We start from the raw sequence: 21,438 nt of genomic DNA, 5'->3' as shown, positions 1-21,438 counted from the left end.
AATTCAAAAGGGGAGAAGCGAAGCCGGGGAGTTGGAGGTCGCCCTTCCGTTCCGGCACGGTTCGACGGGGAGTCTTAAGAGGCCCGGATATTAATGTGTAGGCGCGCGGACGGGATGCCTACTGCGCGCTATGTATAGACGCCTTCTTTAAGCCGAAGAAGATGATCCGCCAGGAGCTTCACGCCCATCGGGGTCGCCAGGAGATCCACCGGGCGGCGGTGGTCCAGTGCAGGAATATGTGCCATGAGCCATCTCTCCGCATCACGCTGAGACCCTAGCACGCGGGCTGCCCGTATCAGCGTGGCGGCGAGGACCCAAGTCCGGGCACTGTGCGTACGACTCAAGCGGCTGGCGGCGGGCGCGTTCTTCCATCGCGCGACAGTGGTCCGGCTGGCTCCGAGCGGGCGCGGCCAAGACGGGTCGGTCGGGAGGAGGTCAAGCGAACTGATGAGTTGCAGAGCTGCGCGCACAGGCAGCCCGGCGACGATAAGGTCGTGGGCCTGGTAGTCGTCTGTAACGGGGCGCCCGAGCGTCTTCTGGCCGCCCAGCAAGCTGATCGTGCCGTCCAGAGTGTTGTCCTCTATTGATCGAGAAAGTGCTGGCATGATTGCGCGTTGTCGACCCCGCCTCAGATATCTTTTTCAGCCAGTTCAGTCCCAAAGCAGCCCGCTGGGCATAAAACGTAGCGTGAATTCACCGCAGGCAGGGCACTGGTAGTGGCCGCTGGTCAGATTGTGCTCACCCCACGTGATCATTTCATCCTTGCCATCGCCCTTGGCTAGGCTGGGGTCGGTATAGGGTGTGACCTCTCGGCCGCCGCACTCCGGGCAACTGAGCGGCGGCTGCAACAGGTTGACCTCCACCACCTGGTGACAGCCACGGCAAAGTGCCGGGAACAGGCAGGTCTCATGAAAGTTACTGAACCCACCGCCGATCAGGCTGGTGGCCCTCAGTCCGCAGTCACATAAGGCGAGAGCTTCACTGCCCATAGCCGATCCTCTCTTGATGATTGGCGCCACTATAGGCGGTGTTGTGGCTCAGGGCATGAGCCCTACGGCCCAAGCCGCTCTCCAAGGCCGCTCGTCGGGTGTTTCAGGTCCGAGAGATGGTCGCGGGGTACTACGGCTCTAATCGCCAAGGCTGCCGAACGAGCGGTTAGAATCGCCTGCATAGTGCGCAGTCCTGCCAGTGGAGGCTCAAGCACAAGAGTTAAGGTGGGTCTTGAGCCCGATCCGCGCACTGAACGGGGTAGCTCAGTGCCGTTCGAGCCGGATCCTGAGAGGCGGAACATGAGCAAGATCTACATGACCAGTCGGGATCTGGCTAAAACCCCATGCGCAGCGAAGCGGGCCACAGCTGCCGGCCCGGTATTTATTACTCAACGGGGCAACGTGCAGTTTGTTCTGCTGTCGATCCAAGAATACGAGCGGCTGTCAGGGCAGCGTCAATCGCTGGCCGAAGCGCTGAGCATGCCGGCTCGGCGCAAATGGTCAGGGGCGGGCGACGGCCGGCTATTCGTCCGCGCACCGGCTGAGGCCGGGCGCAGGAGACTTGTGCTCAACATGCCCACAACTACCCGTCGGGGATTCTGGGCCGCAGGCAGGGCGAAGCCATGTCTTGGGTGGTGCCCTCGACAGTGGCATACATATCGAAATTCGGGAAACTAGCGAAAATCGCTAAATTCGAGAAACAAGACCCATTCTCAAGGGCTAGCCGCCCCACGGCTGACTGCTCGGACACGTCGCGACTCCAGGGCGAACGGCACAGGTCCCAAGTTCGCTCACCATGGTGACGGTCCTGGCCGGCCGGGGATGCACGGTTCTGGCCAGTTAGCATTACCCACCGACCGGTGGCATGGGATGCCCTAGATGATCTCCTTGCCGGCAGGCGGGGCCTGTTCCCATGCCCTCGCGTCCTCGCTCCTATCCAATTCCCAGGGATGTTCGGCCACCAATTGTTCTAGGGTGAGAGGGGGCTGCCGGGTCTTGGAGAGCATGATCTGTCCAGGCAGCAACTCGGCTCCCAGAAAGTCTCCAATACGGAGATTGGCGGCATCGAGCAGCTCCGCCGGCAACAGGACTCCCACGCCTGCCCCGATCCGCCTGATCTCTAAGCGGAAAGGCCGCGCAGATCGTGGCAGGCGTGACTTTGGAGCGGAGGGCGGCATGGGTGGATTGAATCTCGCTGGCGATGCACGTGCCACTGGATGCTAGCCGATGAAAGTCCCAGCGCCAATGTTTATAAGGACGGGTATATCCTGTCGTTGCGCAAGCGTTCACTCAGATCTGGTCTTACTGGTGTCGATCGATGTCCCCACCGCGCCGGGGCGTATCGTGGAGTGCCCCGGGTATGGCGGGGCAGTTCCACGCGATGATTGGAGTGCCCGGGTAACTCGTTAGAGCTCAAGCCGCGTCACGAGCCCGACCTCTTCGAGTCGCCTCAATAGCGCTTCATAGTCGCCAGTGAACTCAACGTCGGCCCCAACCTGAATAGATGCGCGTCGAGCCAGCGCATGCGCGAACTCTGGGAGACTCGTTTCTGGAAACCATGTGTCGGCTCTGAGCAGAGCAAAGATCTGTTCCGCACACTCAGCAGAAAACGTTTCACCAAGGTTGGTCCTGATAGTTGGCATGGCTGTGCTCGTTCAGTTTTTGGGTTGACCACGGTCGTGCTTCATCTTGAAGGTGCGCTGCAGCAAGATTAGCGAGAAGCGCGAGACAGCTTATGGCAGGAAGGGATGTTGTGCGATAAATATGGTTCCCGCACTCGAAGGAGCCAATTGGGGATGGCCGAAAAAATCATTCTCACGCCAGCGGATTTCTCGTCGTTCGTCGAACAAATGGGGAGAGCGGCACCCGCGAATGCTCGCCTGGAGGCTGCCTTGCGCGACTTCGCGGAGTTGAAGACAGAGATGCCGGATGGGTCCGTGGAAGTCAGTTGGCGGCCACGGCCGAAGCAAGGATCGGGCTTCGGAACAGCTGTCCCGCCAGTGCTGGAGTGCCCCATGGCGGCAACTCCAGAGGCGCAGGCCGAGCAAATCATCGGCTTGGCCACCTGGCTCAATAGGGGTCAGCGGGATCATTCGCTGCGATGGTTCGACACGCCTATCCCCGATCTTGGCACGAAATCCCCACGAGAACTCGTGGCGGATGGACAGGCGGAAATTGTTCGCGATTATTTAGTCAGGGCGTCATCGGGTTCTGTGGAGTAGGGAAGCGAAGCATCTCGAATTCGAGCCTGTTGGGGCGCGATGTGTCTGTGCGTGGGGCAGAGATGTCCGCTGCATGATCGATATGGCGGCACGAGGTTTGCTGCAATTTCTTGCGGAATTGGCGAGATATGTTGTCGTGCGCTACGTCTGCGAGTCCGTGAGAATGAGCCACATGATCTGTGGATCCTGTATTGATACAGTACGCGACCTTTTCCCTGACGGCTGCCAGCCGGTGGAGATCGATCCTAATATCTGGCGCTGCCCTTGCTGCGGCGTGGCCTACCATGAGGTTCGGCCGAGACTCTGGCGAAAACTCCCAGCTACGGGTAATTCCGGAGTAGGTTCCATGCCACCGGTTAGAACAAGCACCAAGCGCGCGGGGCGCCGGGCGAAACCAACCGAAGCTTGAAGTGCGAGCCCATGGCCGCTATTTAGCAGAACCCAGGCCAGAGCCCTTGGGAGCCCAGCGTTTAGTTTCGGTGTCGCCACTCCCATGGGGGCGCGCGCTCTGCCTCGGATAAGCCCCAAAGCCCTCGTCCAGCCTCGCGGGCTTCGGCCTCCAGGTCAAACAAGCTCGCATCGGTCGCGTAGCGTCGATAAACCCAGGCGGCTCCGAGGCGGACCATTTCTGCGGATACGTCGATTTCGCCGACATAGATCCGTCCCACGGTCCGATCATATCGATCGGTGTCCACTACCCGGACCGCAAGTGGCTTGCCCCAGACCAATCTCGAAAGCGCATCCTGGGCTTTTTGCGCGTACGGCTGCCCGCGCTCGGGCGTATCGATCTCAGCGAGGCGTATGCGCACCTGCTCCTTGGCAGGGGTGAGCAGGGTGAGGGTGTCGCCGTCGGCAATCTTGACCACTTCGCCGTAGAGATAGCCGGGACGCGGATTCTCCACGTTGCCGTGGGGGCTTGACGCCGCTGCAATGCCGGCGAGGAGGACAAGGCAGAAAGCTGCAATCGCGCGATATATGAGATGCATGGCTGCGATTATGCCCTGTGCCCGACCCCTATGGGGCCTCGGAATTGCGCCATCCAAGCAAGTGCACTAGACCGGCCCCAACCGTGGTGGTCATTGGATTCTTTTTCGGACAACAAACCGCCACACCGCAGAGGTCCGTCGGGCTGAGTCGGTATGAGGCCATTCAGGCCATACCGATGGAACATGCGGTCGGAAAAGGCCCGCAGGAGATGCCATCAACCCGGCAGTGTCGGAGAAGAAACCTTAAGTTAGAAATCCGGCCGCCGATAGCATTGTTGGCTCATTGCTAAGGCGATGAAACATTGACGTTGCCGCCGCTCATGGAGGACTGGATGCGCATCTTAAGCTTGATACCGGTATTGTTCCTGGCTGTCGGTTGCATGACTGCCCCGACGCGTGAGCCAGTACACCAGGCCACGGAGGGCAGCAAGGCGCTGCAGGTGGCGCTGTTCACGGGACTGACGCATCCCGAGCGTGGGCCGCTGTTCGATGTCACCGAAGAGCAACTCGCCAAGATCATCGAGAACCCCGACTATATGAAGCTCGATGATGCGTTGAATGTCGGCATCAACGCGGTAGGCCTGGGCATTACCGTAGGCGGCTCTGCGACAGCCGCGTTCCGGGGCGTGGACGTCACGAACTTTGACGGCTTGATGACCTTCGGGTTGGGCTTGTTGCTGTACTCGCCCACGCGCGACCACCCGGCCGGCACGCCGCAGGTGATTATCTGGTACCCCTTGCGCCCCGGGGACGATAAGAGCTTCGAGACGTTTAACGAGCTGCGCAAGGAGATGCAGCGCATCCTGACGGAGGCGATGCTAGCCGCGTTGCCTGAGGACATCCAGGTCCATGAGAAATCCTATACGGGGTATAGGGTCTCTGGCCCCGAGGAGTGTGTCGATCCGGGCGATGGCCGGAAGTGCTACGCGTTGGTGCTCCCTCGCGACCCAGTGCGCTCCACTGACCTGGCGGGCAATGAGGTGTGGATGTGGCGCAACTGGCAGTACGGCGACAAGGAAAACCAGCGCACGGGCACCATCTATGGTCCCTCGATCCAAATCGAACGCGAGGGCTACAAGCCGCAGCCGCTGCCGATCAGTTCTGACCACGACTTCCTACAGCGTTTCAGTGCCAACCTCCCCGCATGGGCGTGGATCTATGCCCCGCAGAGTGAGACCAAGCCGCCGATGATGTTTAACAAAGGCAACGCCCACCTGTTCCTCGAGCCTGGGGCCGAGGCGTTGCTCGCGTCGCCCTGACGCCAATCCGACAACGTTGACACGGCGTGCCCAGATGGACTGCTGTGGCGATAAGCCCAGTAAGCGCGGAGGCGCTCTGTAGGAGAACCATCTGCAACGTGAATGTCTTCAAAAAAATATCCAGGAACCTTCTTGCCAGGCGGCGCACGGATCGGATACATGATCTGCTCCTCTTAGACGGGGCGCTAGGGGTTCACGTCAGCGTGAGATCGCTGCTGCGTCTCAGCAGGTTTGCTCCCGGGCATTAATCGCATTGTGGATCTGTTTCATAAGGACGCTGATCCAAAGTGAGACCTCGGGACGCTTGCCAACGACGAGGTCGTACGGGCCGATGGCGTCAAGGCCCAGACGGATCCTGATCACCGTGATGCCCTGGGCTTCGGCCTCGGCGTTCTTGCGCCGGTCGCGATCGTGATGCTCAGGCTCGCTGTGCCAAAAGTAACCGTCGTACTCGAAGGCGATCTGGTGCTCGGGCAGGATTGCATCGAACACGAATGCGGTTCCTGGCAACAGGCAGGCGTCGGGCCGTTCATCCTCCGTCTCGAACTCCAACGTGGGCAGATGCTCCTTGAGCGCCGAGAAGAACTCGACCTGCCACTTGGAAACTCCCGAGGTGTCGCAGTGCGGGCACCCCGTACCGAAATCCTTGCGGGTCCGGTCGGCGGGCTTGGCCCGCCACACGTGGGCGCGGTTCCTCTTGCAGCACCACAGCACCGATTGCATGGAGGCGGGCCGCAACTCCGTGGGCTGGACGGTATTGTCCAGATGCCACTCGCTGAGGAGTTCCGGGTAACGGACGGCGAGATTGTTAGTGGGCGTGACGGCCGAGCCGAAGCAGGCGGGACACCCCTGACCCATGCGGGTCCTCTGGTGGACCGAAGTCGACCAATGATGCCCGCAGGTGCCACAGGCGAAGTTGGCGTCGGCGTTGGTGCCCGGAATGACCTCGCTGGCGGGGACGAGATTCGTGCCGGCCCGCTCGTAGTCGGCAGCGATCTCTGGGTAGAAATCCTCCAGGCTGCACCCTGGGGCGAGGACAAAGCCACGGCATGCCGGGCACCCATGGGTCCGGGAGCCATCTGTCTCTGCCCGGACCACGGCGAAGACGACCGCCTGGAAGTCCGGATGGCGCGGATCCGGGCAGCGCCAGGTCATCATCCGATTGGAGTGCGGTGACACCGTCGCAGGATCCACGGGATGCCCGTCGGCGTCCGACACCAGCCGTGCCGCGACGTCGGGATGGAGGAGGGCGAGGTTGTTGGTCTCGGTGGCCTCCAGCCCACAGTCCTGGCGGTTGGTTCCGATCTTGTTCCGCTGGGTCCGGGAGACGATCGATGCGGTGGAGCGCCGGCCGGAATCCGGATCGATCCAGTGAACCTCGCAAAGGCTGCGGGGCAGGTAAACCTCCGGCCCGTAGGTGTTGCGCTCGTAGTCCCAGTACTTCGCCACCTCCGGATAGGCGCTCAAGAGGTTGTTTTCCTCGGTGGCCATCCGGCCGGAGCAACCGGGGCAGCCCGGGGTGGGGGACAGGCCCTGGTCACGCAGCGCCCCGTAGCGAGAGGCCTTTCCCGGAGCCGATTCGGGTGAGATCCAGGGTCCAGCGTGGTGGGTCGCCTTGAGCACCGTCCGTGTAAAGTTCTGGGGCATCGCCTTCCAGCGATGAACTTCGCCGGGGACAGCCTCACAAGCCCAGACGACTGGCAGATCAAGAAACCGCGGGATGCGACTGGCAGGAATCCCGCCGTTGAGTTCCGGGCGGTAGTACCTGGCCACCTCGGGATAGTCAGTCAGGGTCAGGGCCGACGCGTTGAGCCGCCGCGTGGAGAAAGCGATCGAGAGAATCAGCGCATTGGCCGCAATGTCCTCGTCCGAGAGGGGCATCTCTTTCGAGCGTGACTCAGTGTTGAGGGGCATCGGCTCCTGGCCGTCCGAGGAATCAGGATTTGTGGTGCCGTCATCAAACATGCTGTGTGCTCCTTGGCCGTTGACGAAAGTGTCCAGACCAAGGTCACACTGATCGGGAATCAGGCAAGCGACCGTCTCGTCCGGCCGCCGCGACAACCGAAGTGGATCTTCAAATTTGGCAAGCCAAAAAGGCTGGGCGAGGCTGACGTAACCAGCTCAGTGATGGTCGCCAAGGGATGCGACGCTTTAGCCATGAAAGCTCCATGCGTAGCAGGACGGATTTTTCGTAACCCATAGAATTCAGGCGCGCTTGCGTAATTCCGGTTCCGTGAGAGGCTGGTATCAGGTCCAGCTGATCAAGGAATCCCTGCAATGCACCTGACCGATGAGCACTTGAACTATTGGGGCGAGATCTACTGTCGTGCGAACCTGCTCGACTACGAGATCCCATTTGCCGTATTCGTACGGGACCCGTGGAAGTGGTTGGTGTCGTTTGGCATCAATGATGCGGATATGCCTATCGCCGGTCGGGGCCGGCAACCTGCGGCCGCTCCCGTGAAGCCCACACGAGAGGTGCTGATGCCGGCCTTGGGACCCGCAAAGATCTACAGCCTCGCCGAGGCCCGTGAGCGGCGTGAACGTCGGTGTGCTGCCGCATCGGCCGAGGAACTGAACCGTGGCTAAGTTCCGGCGAGGTCGCTATGAGGGTGATACGTTCTTGCCGATGATTACCGTGAGCGAGCTCGCGGATCGGTATCGACCCTATGGGGCGAGTGCACCACTGACATCGGCGCGCGCAGCGGCAAGAGTGCGGGGTGACCTTCAACAAAGGGAAATACCACATCACGCATGGCTCCGATTGCGGGCGTACGGTCAACCCACTGAAGCTTCTTCGGGCCATTTCAGTATCTCCAGTTTCATCATCTCACCTTGTTTCAGTGAGCGCGAAAATTACGGCACCCCAGAAAGCTTGGTCGTGACCCCTGGCAGTGTGGGTCCCATGGCGTTCGAGCAAGCCTGATCCTTGGACTCAACGGCATCCGTGATAGCAGGAGCGCTCCATTGTGAAGATCGAAGAGCAATTGGATAGATTTAAGAAGATGACCGTTGAAGGTCGTCGAGCTGCGGCACTCGATACCGGAGAGCGGACCGTTGCGGCCCTTGCGCGAAGCGATCCAGCACTGGCAAGAGTACTAAAAGAGAAAAACGAGATAGAGAGTTGGCTCTCCGTAGTCGGTGGCGGTGGTCGGTATGGTGAATACAATGCAATGTCCAACAATCAGCTCGTGGCTCTCGCGATTGCGCTGGCCCAAAAGTTGGGGTGCAAAGGGATTTCGGAGCTGTCCAAGTCGGACGGGCCCCTCTACCAAGTGTTGCGAGAGCGCTCCCTGACTAATCATATCGGCCGCCATTTTTGCTGGCCCTGTCGCGCTGAGACTGCGCCGAAGAAGCGTCCAATACGCCAGCATATCTCTCGTCGTGACCAGTACCGCGCTCTGACGGATGCAGAATTAGCGAAGTTGCTGGAGGACGAAGACTACGGCTCGATCTCGGTAATTCAGCGCTCGGATATTCAACTTTACCACGAGGTTGCAAGCCGCCCTGCTGTCCGAAGGATTTTCGTCGATAAGGGCGGTCGCCGACCGCCCGTGAAATGGGCGAACTTATCCATGGATCAATGGATTGAGATCGCGAGCCAGTTTAACTGCTACTCGGACTTCAACCTTGGATACGTTGCAGCGGTGGCGAACGCTAGAAAGTTGGGTGTGCTTGACGAATTGCGCAAACAAATGGAATCAAGCGGAAAATGGGAAGCGCTGCGAGGAATGGACGGGTTAACCTACGACAGCCGAGCCGAAATGATCGTATTCAATCTTCTGCATGTATCTGGCTTTCGTTACGAACGGCATCCCTTATTGCCATGGGCCGACAGTCGCAGGGCACGCGAGGCGGACGGCCGCCTGCTAGATTCAACGTTTTTTATTGAAGTTTGGGCTGTGTCCGAGGCTGGCTACCGCCAGCGCAGTGAAGTGCTTCCCAAATGGTACTCAGGATATCTGCGGAAACGTGAGCGAAAGATCAAGCAGTATCGTCGGCGCGAACTACCCCTGGTCCAAATCGAGGCAGAAATATACAGAATGGAGAGCCTCTACCCGTTCGTTGCCCATGTGGTCGAACAGTTCCGAAGCATTGGAGTTGCAATCAAGGTCGACAAAAGTATCCGTTACGATGTGAGCAGCCGCCCGCTGGGTGAGGATTGGGCAGTATCTGATTTCTTGGCTTATGCGGAGAAAAATGACTTGGTTAGGCTTAGTGACTTCCAGTCGCCCCAGCACCGTGACCTATATAATCTGCTCGGTAAAAAAGGTCTCAGGAAGAAGGTTGAGGACGAACTTAATCGGACGCACAAGAGAGCCGTGCGGAGCTGCGAGAGCAATCGGATACCTTGGCAAAAGCTGCGTCAAATTTGCCGCAAGTTGGGCATAACCACCAAGAGTCAGTATATCGAAGCACATAAAGCTAGACGCTTACCTGATGGCGCGCCAGCGTCAATCCGACAGACTTACGGCATTAATTTCACAATGTTTTTCCACGAGCGAGAGCGCGGTGAATTCCTGCCGTTCGAGGAAGCTCGTCGCATAGTCCGGCCAATGGGACTCCGTTCACGGGCAGAATTTGAGAGAGCGGTAAAGTCAGACCCAAGGCTCGCTAATATCAGACGTAATCCAAACAATAGGAAGTCAGGCGGATATCCTGACTTCACGACCTGGCCAGACTTTCTCGGAAAAGATGTCGGGTGTTAAGTGAACTGACGTCGTCCCAGTTTTCTACGTCACTTTAGAACTGGACTAAGCTCGCTTCTTGGGTCCTCCAACGGGAGACGAGGACATGAAGAAGTCGAGATTTACCGAGGAGCAGATCACCTACGCCCTGCGCCAGGCCGAGAGCGGCACTCCGGTCGCGGATGTCTGCCGGCAGCTGGGGGTCAGCGAAGCGAGCTTCTACGTCTGGAAGAAAAAGTACGGCAAGCTGGACCTGACCGAGCTGCGGGGAGTGACGGCAACTGCGCGACGAGAACGCCCGCCTCAAGCGCGTGGTGGCCGATCTGACCCTGGATAAGCACATCCTCGGCGAGGTGGTGCGAAAAAAGCTCTGAAGCCGGCCAGGCGCCGTCGTGTCAATCGGCATTCTGGGCAGAGCGAGGTCCGAGTGCGTCCGAGCATTGTCCGAACCGGCCGAACCATCTCTACGTGTGCGTGGGTGCAACCCGGGAGGTCCGCGGTGAGAGAGGCGGGTGCCGAGAAGAAAGTCCTCTCTCCGCCACCCGAGCTCAAGCCTCAGATCATTCAGATACCGGCACTGGAATCACGTAGCTGGCCGGATACTCTCTGTGCTTGTCGGTAATCGAATCTACGATACCGAAATCCAGAAATACGGCGCTCGCGACGATCTTCCCACCCATTGTGCTGGGAATCGAGCCAGTTACCTCCTCACCTGCTTTAGTGCGGCACCGATATTGAAGGTGGTCATCCGATCTCCTGATGCTGACGGTATTGGGAATGGAGCTCGACCAGGAGCCCCTCTTATTCGAGAGGTCGCACTTTCCGCTCGACGCGTTACTGAATGAGAGCGCAACCGGCACCATCGGGTCGTTGGTAATCGAAGCACAGCCTGATACCAAAACAAAAGCGACGGCGAGGAGTAGATTTTTCACTGGTCTTCCTTGATCTAAGCTTGTCCAAACTGGCGGCTAACTAGCCGCGTGAGAGGAATTAAGACGATGTGATGCCTTTTCATTGACACAACGACTTTGAATATTCCTAGGAGCGAACGTCCGCTAATGTGACCAGATTCCCACATTCAGAGAAATAAGTACTTTTCCGCTGAGCTTCTCCCAAGTCCGGGCCTAGGATTCGGCTTTCATTCGCTGCAGAAAAGTAAGGTTCGGGACTTCGATGCCAGACGAGCTACACCCAGGAAGGTCCACATGGCCTGCCCCGGGTTTCACAGACACCTGAAGAGGGTGTGCGCGAAAGCCGGGGCAGGCCAATACGGGAACAGCTGTGCTTCGGGCGCCGCCAGGGATAGTAAGCTTTAGAACCACAGCGCTCTCGCCATACTTTCGATAATGTGGATTGTCGAAAGTATTGCCAAGCCCATCGAAATGGACTTATCCACAGTACCGTAACGGTATACAGGTATACCTGTATGGCTGGCGTGCAGCGCCACCGGAACGGCGCTGATGCGCGAGAAGACACAGATCTCCGCACGGGTGCGCTAGAGGAAGTGGCAGGCGGACTCGGAATAATTGAATGGCGCAGGGCGGGCCCGTGGCCCAGCTCGCCGATACTCGATCAGATACGAATCGAGTGCGGGTCTAGAAACCTGGGATGCCGAGAAGCAGGTGGGAGATGCCGGGCCTCGAGGTCGCGGCGGGCCAGATGAAAATTAAATGATCTCCTTGCCTACTGGCGGGGCCTGCTCAAAGGCTATTGCTTCTTCAGTCTTGTTTAGTTCGTAGGGGTGTTCAGCAAGGAGTTGGTCAAGGGAGAGGCGAGGTGGAATCGCCGGCAATGCAGTGATGGTGTGCCCCCGGATTTAGATCTCCACATAGTCGCCTGGGCCCAGGTTGGCGGTCTTGAGGAGTTCGGGTGGCAACAGCACGCTTACTTCGTCCCCGATCCTTCAGATTTGTAGGCGAAATGTCTCCGTCGACTTCAAGGGCTTATCGTCAGTGGAAGTGTGGGACATAGCGTTGATGGTGCTGCCGTTTGAAGGATCACGAATCGAAGCTATTGGAAGCCCATTTTGGGGTCAAGATCAGATGACGGACTCTCAGCTAAATCGGCCAACCCATCGCCCTAGCAGCGTTCAGGGTGGCGCTCGCTCATTAGTCCGGTGCAAATAATGGGTGATGCCACGCATGTGGATCATCCTGTGAGCCATCACCCGCGGCATCCTGCAGCCCTCGCATCGTGTAAATGTGACTAATGTTGCGGCTGGGACGGGAGTCTATTGGAAAGCCTAGGGGGCCTCACTGACGACGAGCGCGAGCTATTCGAGGAACGGGCTGCCGTCAGTGAATTCGATGGTGGCATGCCGCGCCCGATTGCGGAGGCGGAGGCTAGGCGTGTCGTCGGCCATTTGCGTTGGATACGGTCTCAATCGAGTCGGGCTGCTTGGGTAGTTTGAGGGTAGCCCACATCACGCATGGTTCGGATTACGCGGTACCGGCAAAAGACCCGGCATCAATTCCATGTCACCAAACTCATTCAATGAATCCCTCCACCGATCTCGTGTCTTCGGGCCGACCGGTGTATAGACTTTGGTCGGCCATGACACGACGCGCAGATTGTCGCAACCCATATCTATACGTCGCTTCTCAAAACCGCCAGTTCAGACCCAGCGTGACTTCCTCGTTCGCACTGTTCGCCCCGACATCCAGGCCGATGCTTTGGGAGAGGCCAAACAGTAAACCGGCGTTAAAGTTGCCCTTGGTGTCAGTGCTCTCCTCGTACCAGTAGGAGAAGCTCGGGGTCCGGTAAAGGCCGTACTGCCCCACGCTGGAGAAGCCCGCTCCGAAGTAGGTTGTCACTCTGCTGACGGACCAGGTCAGGCCAACGCTGAGCGTAATGGAATCGGTATCGCTGTCAACGCGGATGTCCCCAGGAATGGGCCTGAAGTACTCGTCGTCTTCGATCAAGGAAGAGATCGTGGCGTTCACGTACCACCCAAGGCGATTCGGCTGCAGGGAGTACACGCCCACGGCGATGCCGCTCGTGTCATCGCCAGAGAAGCCGCCAACGGAGAAGGCGAGGACGGGGTCATCATCATCTGCATGGACGGTGGGCACAGCGACGACGCAGAAGAGTACAAAGATCAGGGCACGCATCATGTTCGCCTCTGGTGAAATCGCTTTACATTCAGAAGCATGGGCCAGCTCGTAGCTCATTGGATATCAGATCTCCCTGATCAAACCAACTAATACTTAGAAGGTTCGGGGTGATTGTCTCGGGCTGACTGTTGCTGAGCCGATCCGTGAGTGAGTTTTCTGCCGGATGGGATTCTGTGAAGCGCTGAGATTCGCGTACCGGGAAGCGAACTTTCTGGCGTTCCAAACGAGTTCGGAAAAGGCGACTCGTGCCCCAACCGACAGGATTGGCTGGCTGTATCGATACTGCGTGTCGGCCCCGCGTGAATTCTGAAAGAAGCGGCCGATCGGGTCGATCATTATGTATGACTCAGTCATCGATTCATTATCTTCGACATTCATTACATTCGACAGGTTAGCGTGGCGTTCGACAAATTCCGTGAACTGCCGAGCCGTCACTGCGAGTTTGGGGCTATAGGTGGGTAACAGCTGAAGAACCTTCCATCTCTGGGGTTGCAGATACGCCATCAAGGCGTTCATATCTTCTTTCCAATTGAGCGAATTGACCACCGTGTTTACCTTCAGGTTAATGTCCGGGTTAATTCGGCGGGCCTGCTCGAAGATGTTTCTGAAATCGGTGCTTGACCGTAAAGATCCATTACGCTTGTCAGCCCTGCCAATCGCAAGATTGGTGTCGAGTTCCCCGGAGTCGATGCTGACCCCGATCATGCTCAGATGAAGGGCCAGGAATTCCAGCAAAGTACGGTCCAACTGGCTCCCGTTCGTGATTATGGATACATCGAAGCCAATCTTCTTGGCTGTTGTTACCAACGACATCAAACTATCGGGGTATAGCAGAGGTTCACCTCCGGCTAGATTCAGGCGAACGGTCGTTCCGTAATTTGAGAATAGGCTGTGGACCTCTTCCAGGAGGAGTTGTGTGGCACGGCCGTCGTGAATTAGCTCTCGTTGCTTGGGCTTGACCCACTTCGCGTAACAAAAATCACACCGATAATTGCAGGCTTCAGTGATGTGCCAGTTCACTACGATTGAATTTGAACGACACGGGCCGGCGAGGGTGCTGATCGGATTTTTGAGCATATGATTACGTGCCAATGGAGTCTTCCGTGTTTTCGCTTTGCTTTTTCTAACGATGGAACTGGGACGAATTTCAAACGCGCGGCTCCAAGGGTCGAAGTTGCAGGCAGCCATATGCCATGGGCGTTTGGGACTGATCGGGGATATAGTCGAAAGGATCGGCTAAGGGTCCCCTTCTGAACCCGGGATCGCGTAATATCGATTGCCAGACGAACCAGCCAGAGTTGCAGGCCGGATGAATCGCTCAGAGCGACTGGCGCCGTAGGCCACGGAGCAGGCCGGAGGTAAAAGAGATGGTTAAGCCGGTAACCGCAAGCCAGCTGGCAAGCCGTGTTCTCAAACACCCCCGCGGTGGTCTCGCCGCCCTGCTTGCACTTGCGGATGGGAGCGAGAGGGATTGGCTAGAATTCAAGGCGGCCACCTATCCCTTAGGTGGGCATTTCAAGGCGCCTGAGAACAAACACGATTACCGATGGGACGTTGCCAGGGCGGTGATCGCCCTGGCCAATACCGTTGGCGGCGTCGTGCTGCTCGGGGTCGATGATTCCGGACAGCCGGTCGGAATCGAGGCGAGTGATCCCGACAGAAAGCGTGACCGCCACGGAGCTGAGGCGTTCCGGCGGGACGTAGTCCTGCAACAGGTACTACATCCGGCGCGAGGTTGGAGGACCGGCACGGAAGGACACATCGAGGTGGTCAATCCTGGCCTCTATGAAAGGTCGATCGAACTCGAAGAGTTTCTCTGTGGGGACCGTGTTGTCGTAGCAATTCTCGTCAAGCCCCGACCTCCGGGATTTCCCCACATATTGGTTAAGAGGACGACACACGATCGATCTGAAACAGTTGTCTATGTGCGTAGGCGCGGGAGCGTTGGTCAGGTACGTGGGGTGGCGCCTGAGGATCCCGTTGTTGAAACTTCTGACAGCGACCCTCCCGAAAACTTCGCACCGGAGGCGCAGCGGCTGTGGGATCAGTTCCTTGTGCGACTCCAGGGCCCCAGCCGAGCTGGCGAACTGGAAACGCAGATCTTCCCTTATCTCGAGAGAGTAAAGAGACAACTTTCCCCGTTTGAAGATTTCTTCACACCGCTCAAAGGAGTCCTGAGAGAGATTCCATCCGGGAAGCGTCGTATCGACGCTGAGGCCCCGATACCAGAGCTAGATGAAGAATGGCTCCAGCCAAAGGCAAGACCATCCTCTGCCGGCGGCCAGGATGTGATCGGACATAGGGCTTCGCAGGAAGACCTATCTCGTGGCTCGGTCATTGGCCTGCTAGAGGGGCAACACCGCGCGGTTCTGATTGGGGAGGCGGGGTCCGGGAAGAGCACCTGCCTAAGAATCCTTGCCTTGCGTAATGCGAAGCAATGGGAGCGCGGGCGACCGTGGCCAATTTTTGCATCGCTCGCCCAATACTCTACGGAGGGACTAGCTGGCCTGCTGCAAAGGAGCAGCGGCGTCGAGTGGGAGTATCTAGCAGCTGGGGTCGCAGAGGGTCAGGTCGTCCTTTACCTTGATGCCCTTAACCAATGTCCGGACTCATTGTACGAGAATTGTCGCAACGAACTTTCCAATATGCTTGTCGAGTATCCGGATGCACGGGTGTATATATCCACCCGATCGACGAGCGATGTTGAGCAGTTAGAAGTGCCACGCGTCGAAATCCGATCTATGGATTCGACCCAACAACTTCAATTTCTAACAGCCTATCTCCTAGATCACGGGCTGGCTGCCGACGTCTTGGAGCAACTGCGCCGACAACCTGGCGGCGACTTGATCTCGGGCAGTCCGATACTACTGCGAATCGTCGCTGAAATTGCTCGGGAATCCAGGGATATTCCGACGGGTCGAGCCGCCCTTTATCGTCGCTTTCTTGAGATCTGGTGCCGCCGCGAGATGAACCAGGCGCGGATAGGTGGAGGGGTATTCCCCTGGTCGCAAGAGCAGGTGATCGATGCTCTATCATTGCTGGCATTCCGGACTCGCCAACGCGGGTGGAACACCCTAGGTATTGATCTAGCACGTAGCCTTCTGACCCCGATCCTCGGTAGAGATGACGATCGCTTCATCGACCAAATGGCGCAGGGTTTCCTCCTCACTCGGGATGAAACGGGACGTTCGGTCGGCTTTTGGCACGAAACGATTCAAGAGTATCTATGTGCCGAGTACCTGTATGCACGGCATGAAGATCTCGATTCCACGTCATTAGAAGTTTACTCGGTAACCGGCCGCTCCAACTGGGGAATGGTCTTGGCTTTTGCTTTTGAGCTCATTGGTCAGCCATCTGATGCCTTGATGGTTGCCGCATGGAAGCTAGACCCATTGATAACGACCGTCGCTACACGCGACGTAAAGCGTCTCGCTTCAATGCCTTTTGAGGGTGATCCATGGACGCATGCTGTGCTCCTTGCCCTTCGGGGAGAGGACGTTTCACAGGAGACTATGGAGATCACGGTGGCGGCCCGATTGCCACCCAAGTATCCGATTTCGCCGTACTTGAGATCTACGTTACGTAGCGGGGCGTTTTGGTATTCGGCTAGCTCACATGAGTCCGGCATCCTGCGACTACGCCTTCTCCAGGAGTTCGTGTCTGGCGGTCGCTTCCCATGGATAGAGCTTCTACCGGATACCCTCTCAGGGGGCTCATCCTGGTCCAAAGATCTGAGCGCTGCACAACGCCTGCTCGTTGAGGTCGAGCCACGCCCGTCCATTTCAGAAGTGCTGTCCGTTGCGAAAGTTGCAGAGTTGTGTGCGCTACGGCGAAGACGAAAGATATCCGCGGAGTCTTTTCTTTCGACTTGGGAGAATGCCATAAGCGAGGCGACAGGCGCACAGTTAGAGATTGATCTGATCGACATACTGCGAACAGAACGTGAGAAGGTCCGAGAGAATGTGCGCAGGATGTTACCGAATTATCGGGCGGAGCTCCGACGGATCGCTGATGATCCGAGACTTTCTCTACGCCTATTGAGCATCTTGGTGCGTGAACGGGTTGTAAGCCCCCGAGAGATCCGCGGTGATAGCGAACGGCTCCGTGCCATATTGGCAAGGATGTCCGTCATGAACGCGATCCGCTTGGCCAGATGTCGCGTTGTCGGGAGGAGCGATCTTGATGAGCACCATCTCACACGACTCCTCTATGAGTCGTCTCGCGAACAGCTTGCTAGCGCCTTGGAAGTCGGATTGATCAATTTGGAGGATATTCCGCCAGGGCTGCGCACGGGCATTTCGGTTCTACCAACGAAAAGCAGATCTTCTTCAGGGAAACGCGGACGCGAGCCGAGATTCCTTCTAGAGGATCTTGTGGATATAACCGAACGAGCAGGTGTAGATAGGCGATTGAGAGCTCGAAGGTGGAAAGTCCATATAAAGTGGATTCACCCAGAGGGTAGTTTCGGGTTTGCCGAAAATGATGCGTTTGATTCGGACATCTTTTTCCTGCCTTCAGCCATAGTCTCTCCTGATGGTCATCCGCTCGCCGCTGGACAAATACTTGATGTGCGGTTGGTCACTCGGTTCGACCGCAGTAAAGAAAGATGGTCTTTCGCTATCGACTCGGGGCAGGTGGCAAACGAGAGTTAGCAGTACCTCTCGAACGACAGGCTCACTTCTCTTCGCTGCATTTTTCATCCTCTGCACGTTATGCTTGGCTACGCACCGAAGCAGGGCCGCTTGAATAGTATTTGTCAGAAATCCGCAGCATGTCACCGCGCGAAATACGGTGTGCTTCCTCAAGGTCGAATTCGTAGATATGCGCTGAGGCGACGTATCCGCGTAACATGCCGGGGGCCGCGCCACATCGCATGGCGAGATCAAATTGCAATCGAGCGAGTGCAGCGAGGTTCGCATACTGCCGCCCAAAGATGTTCTGGCTACGGAAAAAAAATTGTAGATCGAGATTGTCTTTTCGGATTTTTACATCGATGGTCGTAAGGCAGGGCAAGTTCGGCGACGAGCTTCCGGGGATTAGCAGGCCGATCGTAGCCGACTTGGTCTCTCGCATCCTTTCTAGCCGCGAGACGATCCACTCGAACTGGTCGACACCCATCATGTCGTAGATTCGCTCACCGTAGGTGAAGGGCCGATCGGGCATGGAGGCCCCCTTTGCGAACTTTGCCAGGGTTCGCGCGAGCACGGTCTTGTCGCTGTATGCATCAATTATTGGATCCGATTCAGCCGGTCGCTCGATCTCGAGAGCTAGTCCAAGGACTTCTAGTAATTCGACGTCCTGGTCGTGATGCCGCTCTCCGTAGTCAAGGACATTTCGGATACATCGTAACCAGCATTCACCAATCGTTTGTGTGCGCACTACGCGCAGAGATTTGTGAGAATCCATTCGCTGCACTGCCTCCTGCATATCAACGGTCCTGAATAGTGGAGCTGGGTCAAGCATTGACACCGAAAAGAATGTCACATTGACGTTCGTCCAGCAGCTCTCCGACGCAAGACATCTGCGGGCTGATATTGTCGAAATGGCCGCCGCCTGTGGCGCTATCAGCGAAGCTGTCATGCTCAATCCGCTTGAGTTCGCGCCACTCCCGATCAATCGTTCGGACCGCGAGGATAGGTCGCTCGATAACTCGTCCGATTTCCGTAACTGCCGTCCCCGCTACTTCAGCAAGTTCCTTCAGGGTCGCCAACTGGCCAGTAGGAATGGAATACAGATACTGCCAATCTCCGCCGGCTGCACTGAGGCTTAGTGGAGTCAAGCCAGACGATTTGATGATCCCTGTTAAGCGAGAATGCAGCGGGATTCGATCCTCATCGACTAAGGCGCCGAGGCCGCTGGCGCCGCAAATCGCATGTATCGCACCCGGTAGGCCGTCGCTGATGTCGATTCCCGCATGGGCGATCCCAGATTTGGCGACCGCAAGGCCGAGATGGAAAGGCGGACGCTGTTCTACGAGTGCGTTCGTGAGAATTAGGCGGGTATCGTCGTCGATCTCTACGGGATTGCGAAGTGTCATCCGGCCGAGAAGCATAGACCCGAGAGTTCCTGTCACGACGAGTGCGTCACCTGGTCGTGCGCCGGACCGCCCCAGGCGCTTATCTCGTAATACCGTGCCGATCGCGGTAACAACGATCGCGAACTTGGGGTTCTGCTTAGTGTCTCCGCCGACGATTGACGCGCCATAACGTTCGGCGGCGACTTCAGCGCCTCTCATTACGCCGCGAACGAATCCCATCGTTGTTTCCGGGGGCAATAGCAGTCCAATGGTTATCGCTCGTGGTGTGCCGCCGGCTACAACAATGTCGCTAACCGCGTGCGAGATTCCGAGATCCCCGATGCACTCGGGCCCCGCGAGGCCGAGTTTGTAGGCAATATTGATGCCGGAGCGATCGGTGTTGATCGCGAGTACCTCATTAGAACCCAGGAGGATGTCGACGAATGCCGCATCATGCCCATAGCCGTCCAATAGGAATTCGGGCAAACGCATGGCGCTTGTCAAATTGGCTACGACAGAGCGTTCGCCGAGTTCGCGAACTGTCCTGTCGTCATCAGCGGAGTAGGGGTCAAGCTGGCCCATCGTCACAGCGGCAAAACTCCCGTCATCACCATGCGTTCCGTAATATGTTCCCTCGTGGCAAATAGGACAGCGTGCTCGGTCTCGGCACGCTGTTCTGCTTCGGCAGTCGTCACCTCGTCCGTGGCATCGTGTAATAGAGCCTTGCGGCGCGTGTTGAATCGCCGGTACATGGTGTCTCGTGTCATCACGTCTTCGGCGAGGGTGGCGAAGATCGCCGACTCGAGGTCATACCGTGCCTCCTTCAGGGCGTCTTGGGCACGCTGATAATCGCTCTCGTGTACTAAAGAGGGATCACGCTCTGCCATCAGGTGGCCGAAGTGGATTATGTAACTCCATGGGCCGGGATCGACATCGCCAAGGCGCTCTCTAGCAAAATGCCTCCATGGCGCCAGCATTCGCGCGATATCGTAATCACCGCTTGCCCAAGCGTAGGCGGCTAGAGCCCGCGCGAGATAGAGTTTGTCGTGATTGGCTTCTGGTGTGTTGGCAACGGACTCGGGGCGAAGAAAATTGATGCCCCATTGAGCCAGTTCTTTTGCTCGTGCTCGACGCGCCTGAAGTCCGCCATCCGCTGTCAGCAGGCTCCATGCCAAGAGGTAAAGCAGGCTTGTCTGTACTCGAGGGCGGTCCTGTCCCAATGCGCCGGAAGAGCTCAGAGACAGTTTTCGTTCCAGTTTGTCCCGAGCCAGGTCGGGCCGCCCGAGCCGAATGCACACGCGTGCAAGGGCATCCAAACGCTTCGCTTCGTCTGCGATCCTCGTGGCCTCGTCGTCGGATGAATCAGCACAGTCCTCATGCTCATCAAGGGATCTTTGGGCAGCATTGGGAAGATTCATATCGATCAGGATGTTCGCGCGTAGCAGAAACAAGTCCTTGCTTATGGGCAATGGCGGGCGGTCACGCAATGCGGTTGTCACATAGTCCATTGCGCGTCTGTAATCTCCGGTACGGCGTGCGTCCTTGGCATACGCCCGAAGGGACTCAGCCGTCGAGTCAAGTGGCGCTCGTCCGCGAAGCTCAAGCATAGCCTGGTGGTCATATCGCTCGGCAGCCCAGATCATCGCCGGATGAAGTGATTGTTCGGTAACAGGCCAAAGGCAATCCGCGCGCCATGAATCCATGGCAGAGGCAAAGTCGGCTGCAGTATGGCGGTCATCCAAGGCTTTTGTCGGACGTCTACCGTTCCATCTTTGCCAGTGCGCATGATTCCAAGGGGCGCCGCTACCGGTGTCTAATGGCATTTCGCCCCACAATGTGAGGGAGAAGACTCCACCAGCTTCGGATGAGTTAATCTCGCGACCCATGGCGAGGACCGTTTGAATGGGGGAGGCTTCCGGATCTGTATCACGAGCCCGCATGCGTGCGTCGATTATCCGCGCCATCTTTGGAGCATCCACGCGACATGTTGCGCAAACCACTGAGTCGGCGCCTCTCTGAAGGAAGTTCTGCGCGAGAAGTGATATTGCACTGCCCTCTGCGCAAGCGAGTAGCCAGATATGTCGAGGGATTGGGAGTAACTCCGGCCACTTAACAGGAAAGCCATCGCGATCCAGTATGCCGCGCCGGTCGCCATGTGCCACCAC

15 protein-coding genes and 1 pseudogene are annotated in these 21,438 nt (G+C 57.7%); 6 read left to right on the top strand and 10 right to left on the bottom strand.

Annotated elements, in window-relative coordinates; all coding sequences use genetic code 11:
- Positions 1-128: 128 nt before the first annotated feature.
- Together G8346_RS15100 and G8346_RS06550 are read right to left on the bottom strand one after the other, a co-directional pair.
- Positions 129-605 (bottom strand): antitoxin Xre/MbcA/ParS toxin-binding domain-containing protein, encoded by a 477-nt coding sequence (locus tag G8346_RS15100; protein WP_166049373.1) that lies wholly within the window; start codon positions 603-605, stop codon positions 129-131.
- A gap of 45 nt (positions 606-650) precedes the next feature.
- Positions 651-989 (bottom strand): hypothetical protein, encoded by a 339-nt coding sequence (locus G8346_RS06550; RefSeq protein ID WP_166049371.1) that lies wholly within the window; start codon positions 987-989, stop codon positions 651-653.
- Positions 990-2,785: 1,796 nt separating this feature from the next.
- Here G8346_RS06550 and G8346_RS06545 point away from each other — a divergent pair.
- The gene (locus tag G8346_RS06545; RefSeq protein WP_166049369.1) at positions 2,786-3,211 is read left to right on the top strand and encodes an antitoxin Xre/MbcA/ParS toxin-binding domain-containing protein; all 426 of its coding nucleotides are present in this window, start codon (positions 2,786-2,788) and stop codon (positions 3,209-3,211) included.
- A gap of 470 nt (positions 3,212-3,681) precedes the next feature.
- Here the strand turns inward: G8346_RS06545 and G8346_RS06540 are convergent, their stop codons facing one another.
- Entirely contained in the window at positions 3,682-4,197 is a 516-nt protein-coding gene (locus tag G8346_RS06540) for a thermonuclease family protein (RefSeq protein ID WP_166049367.1), read from the bottom strand.
- Between the two features lie 332 nt (positions 4,198-4,529).
- Between G8346_RS06540 and G8346_RS06535 the strand changes: the two genes are divergently transcribed.
- Entirely contained in the window at positions 4,530-5,456 is a 927-nt protein-coding gene (locus G8346_RS06535) for a hypothetical protein (protein WP_166049365.1), read from the top strand.
- Positions 5,457-5,678: 222 nt separating this feature from the next.
- On the opposite strand, the gene G8346_RS06530 is transcribed toward G8346_RS06535, so the two are convergent.
- Positions 5,679-7,421: a zinc-ribbon domain-containing protein gene (locus tag G8346_RS06530; protein WP_166049363.1), complete on the bottom strand. Its 1,743-nt coding sequence runs from the start codon at positions 7,419-7,421 to the stop codon at positions 5,679-5,681.
- 312 nt (positions 7,422-7,733) lie between these two features.
- On the opposite strand from G8346_RS06530, the gene G8346_RS06525 reads away from it, so the two are divergent.
- From G8346_RS06525 to G8346_RS06515, 3 genes and pseudogenes are all read left to right on the top strand, one after another.
- A complete protein-coding gene (locus G8346_RS06525; RefSeq protein ID WP_166049361.1) occupies positions 7,734-8,045 on the top strand; it encodes a hypothetical protein in 312 nt (103 codons plus the stop codon).
- Positions 8,046-8,425: 380 nt separating this feature from the next.
- On the top strand, positions 8,426-10,165 hold the full coding sequence (locus G8346_RS06520; protein WP_166049358.1) for a hypothetical protein: 1,740 nt from the start codon (positions 8,426-8,428) through the stop codon (positions 10,163-10,165).
- A gap of 85 nt (positions 10,166-10,250) precedes the next feature.
- A pseudogene (locus G8346_RS06515) lies at positions 10,251-10,515 on the top strand (transposase); the annotation flags it as partial.
- Positions 10,516-10,704: 189 nt separating this feature from the next.
- Here the strand turns inward: G8346_RS06515 and G8346_RS06510 are convergent.
- From G8346_RS06510 to G8346_RS06500, 3 genes are all read right to left on the bottom strand, one after another.
- Positions 10,705-11,076 (bottom strand): hypothetical protein, encoded by a 372-nt coding sequence (locus G8346_RS06510; RefSeq protein ID WP_166049353.1) that lies wholly within the window; start codon positions 11,074-11,076, stop codon positions 10,705-10,707.
- Positions 11,077-12,744: 1,668 nt separating this feature from the next.
- On the bottom strand, positions 12,745-13,314 hold the full coding sequence (locus tag G8346_RS06505) for a hypothetical protein (RefSeq protein ID WP_166049350.1): 570 nt from the start codon (positions 13,312-13,314) through the stop codon (positions 12,745-12,747).
- Between the two features lie 36 nt (positions 13,315-13,350).
- Complete coding sequence (locus G8346_RS06500) at positions 13,351-14,334, bottom strand: viperin family antiviral radical SAM protein (protein ID WP_240901356.1); 984 nt, start codon at positions 14,332-14,334, stop codon at positions 13,351-13,353.
- 290 nt (positions 14,335-14,624) lie between these two features.
- Here G8346_RS06500 and G8346_RS06495 point away from each other — a divergent pair, with 290 nt between their 5' ends.
- Complete coding sequence (locus G8346_RS06495) at positions 14,625-17,909, top strand: RNA-binding domain-containing protein (protein ID WP_166049345.1); 3,285 nt, start codon at positions 14,625-14,627, stop codon at positions 17,907-17,909.
- A gap of 58 nt (positions 17,910-17,967) precedes the next feature.
- On the opposite strand, the gene G8346_RS06490 is transcribed toward G8346_RS06495, so the two are convergent.
- Genes G8346_RS06490 through G8346_RS06480 form a run of 3 tightly spaced genes read right to left on the bottom strand, consistent with a single transcriptional unit; the run spans position 17,968 to position 21,237 of the window.
- Positions 17,968-18,684 carry a thymidylate synthase gene (locus G8346_RS06490; RefSeq protein WP_166049343.1) on the bottom strand — a complete coding sequence of 239 codons (717 nt, stop codon included), beginning with the start codon at positions 18,682-18,684 and terminating at the stop codon, positions 17,968-17,970.
- Positions 18,685-18,712: 28 nt separating this feature from the next.
- Positions 18,713-19,855 carry a thiamine-monophosphate kinase gene (locus G8346_RS06485; RefSeq protein WP_240901355.1) on the bottom strand — a complete coding sequence of 381 codons (1,143 nt, stop codon included), beginning with the start codon at positions 19,853-19,855 and terminating at the stop codon, positions 18,713-18,715.
- 2 nt (positions 19,856-19,857) lie between these two features.
- Positions 19,858-21,237, bottom strand: coding sequence for a hypothetical protein (locus G8346_RS06480; RefSeq protein WP_166049339.1), 1,380 nt, complete (start codon positions 21,235-21,237; stop codon positions 19,858-19,860).
- Positions 21,238-21,438 lie beyond the last annotated feature (201 nt).

The organism is Thioalkalivibrio sp. XN279 (genome assembly GCF_011089885.1).
GTDB lineage: Bacteria > Pseudomonadota > Gammaproteobacteria > Steroidobacterales > XN24 > XN24.
The sequence above is the reverse complement of the archived record's forward strand: the minus strand, read 5'-3'. Positions and strand labels throughout refer to the sequence as shown.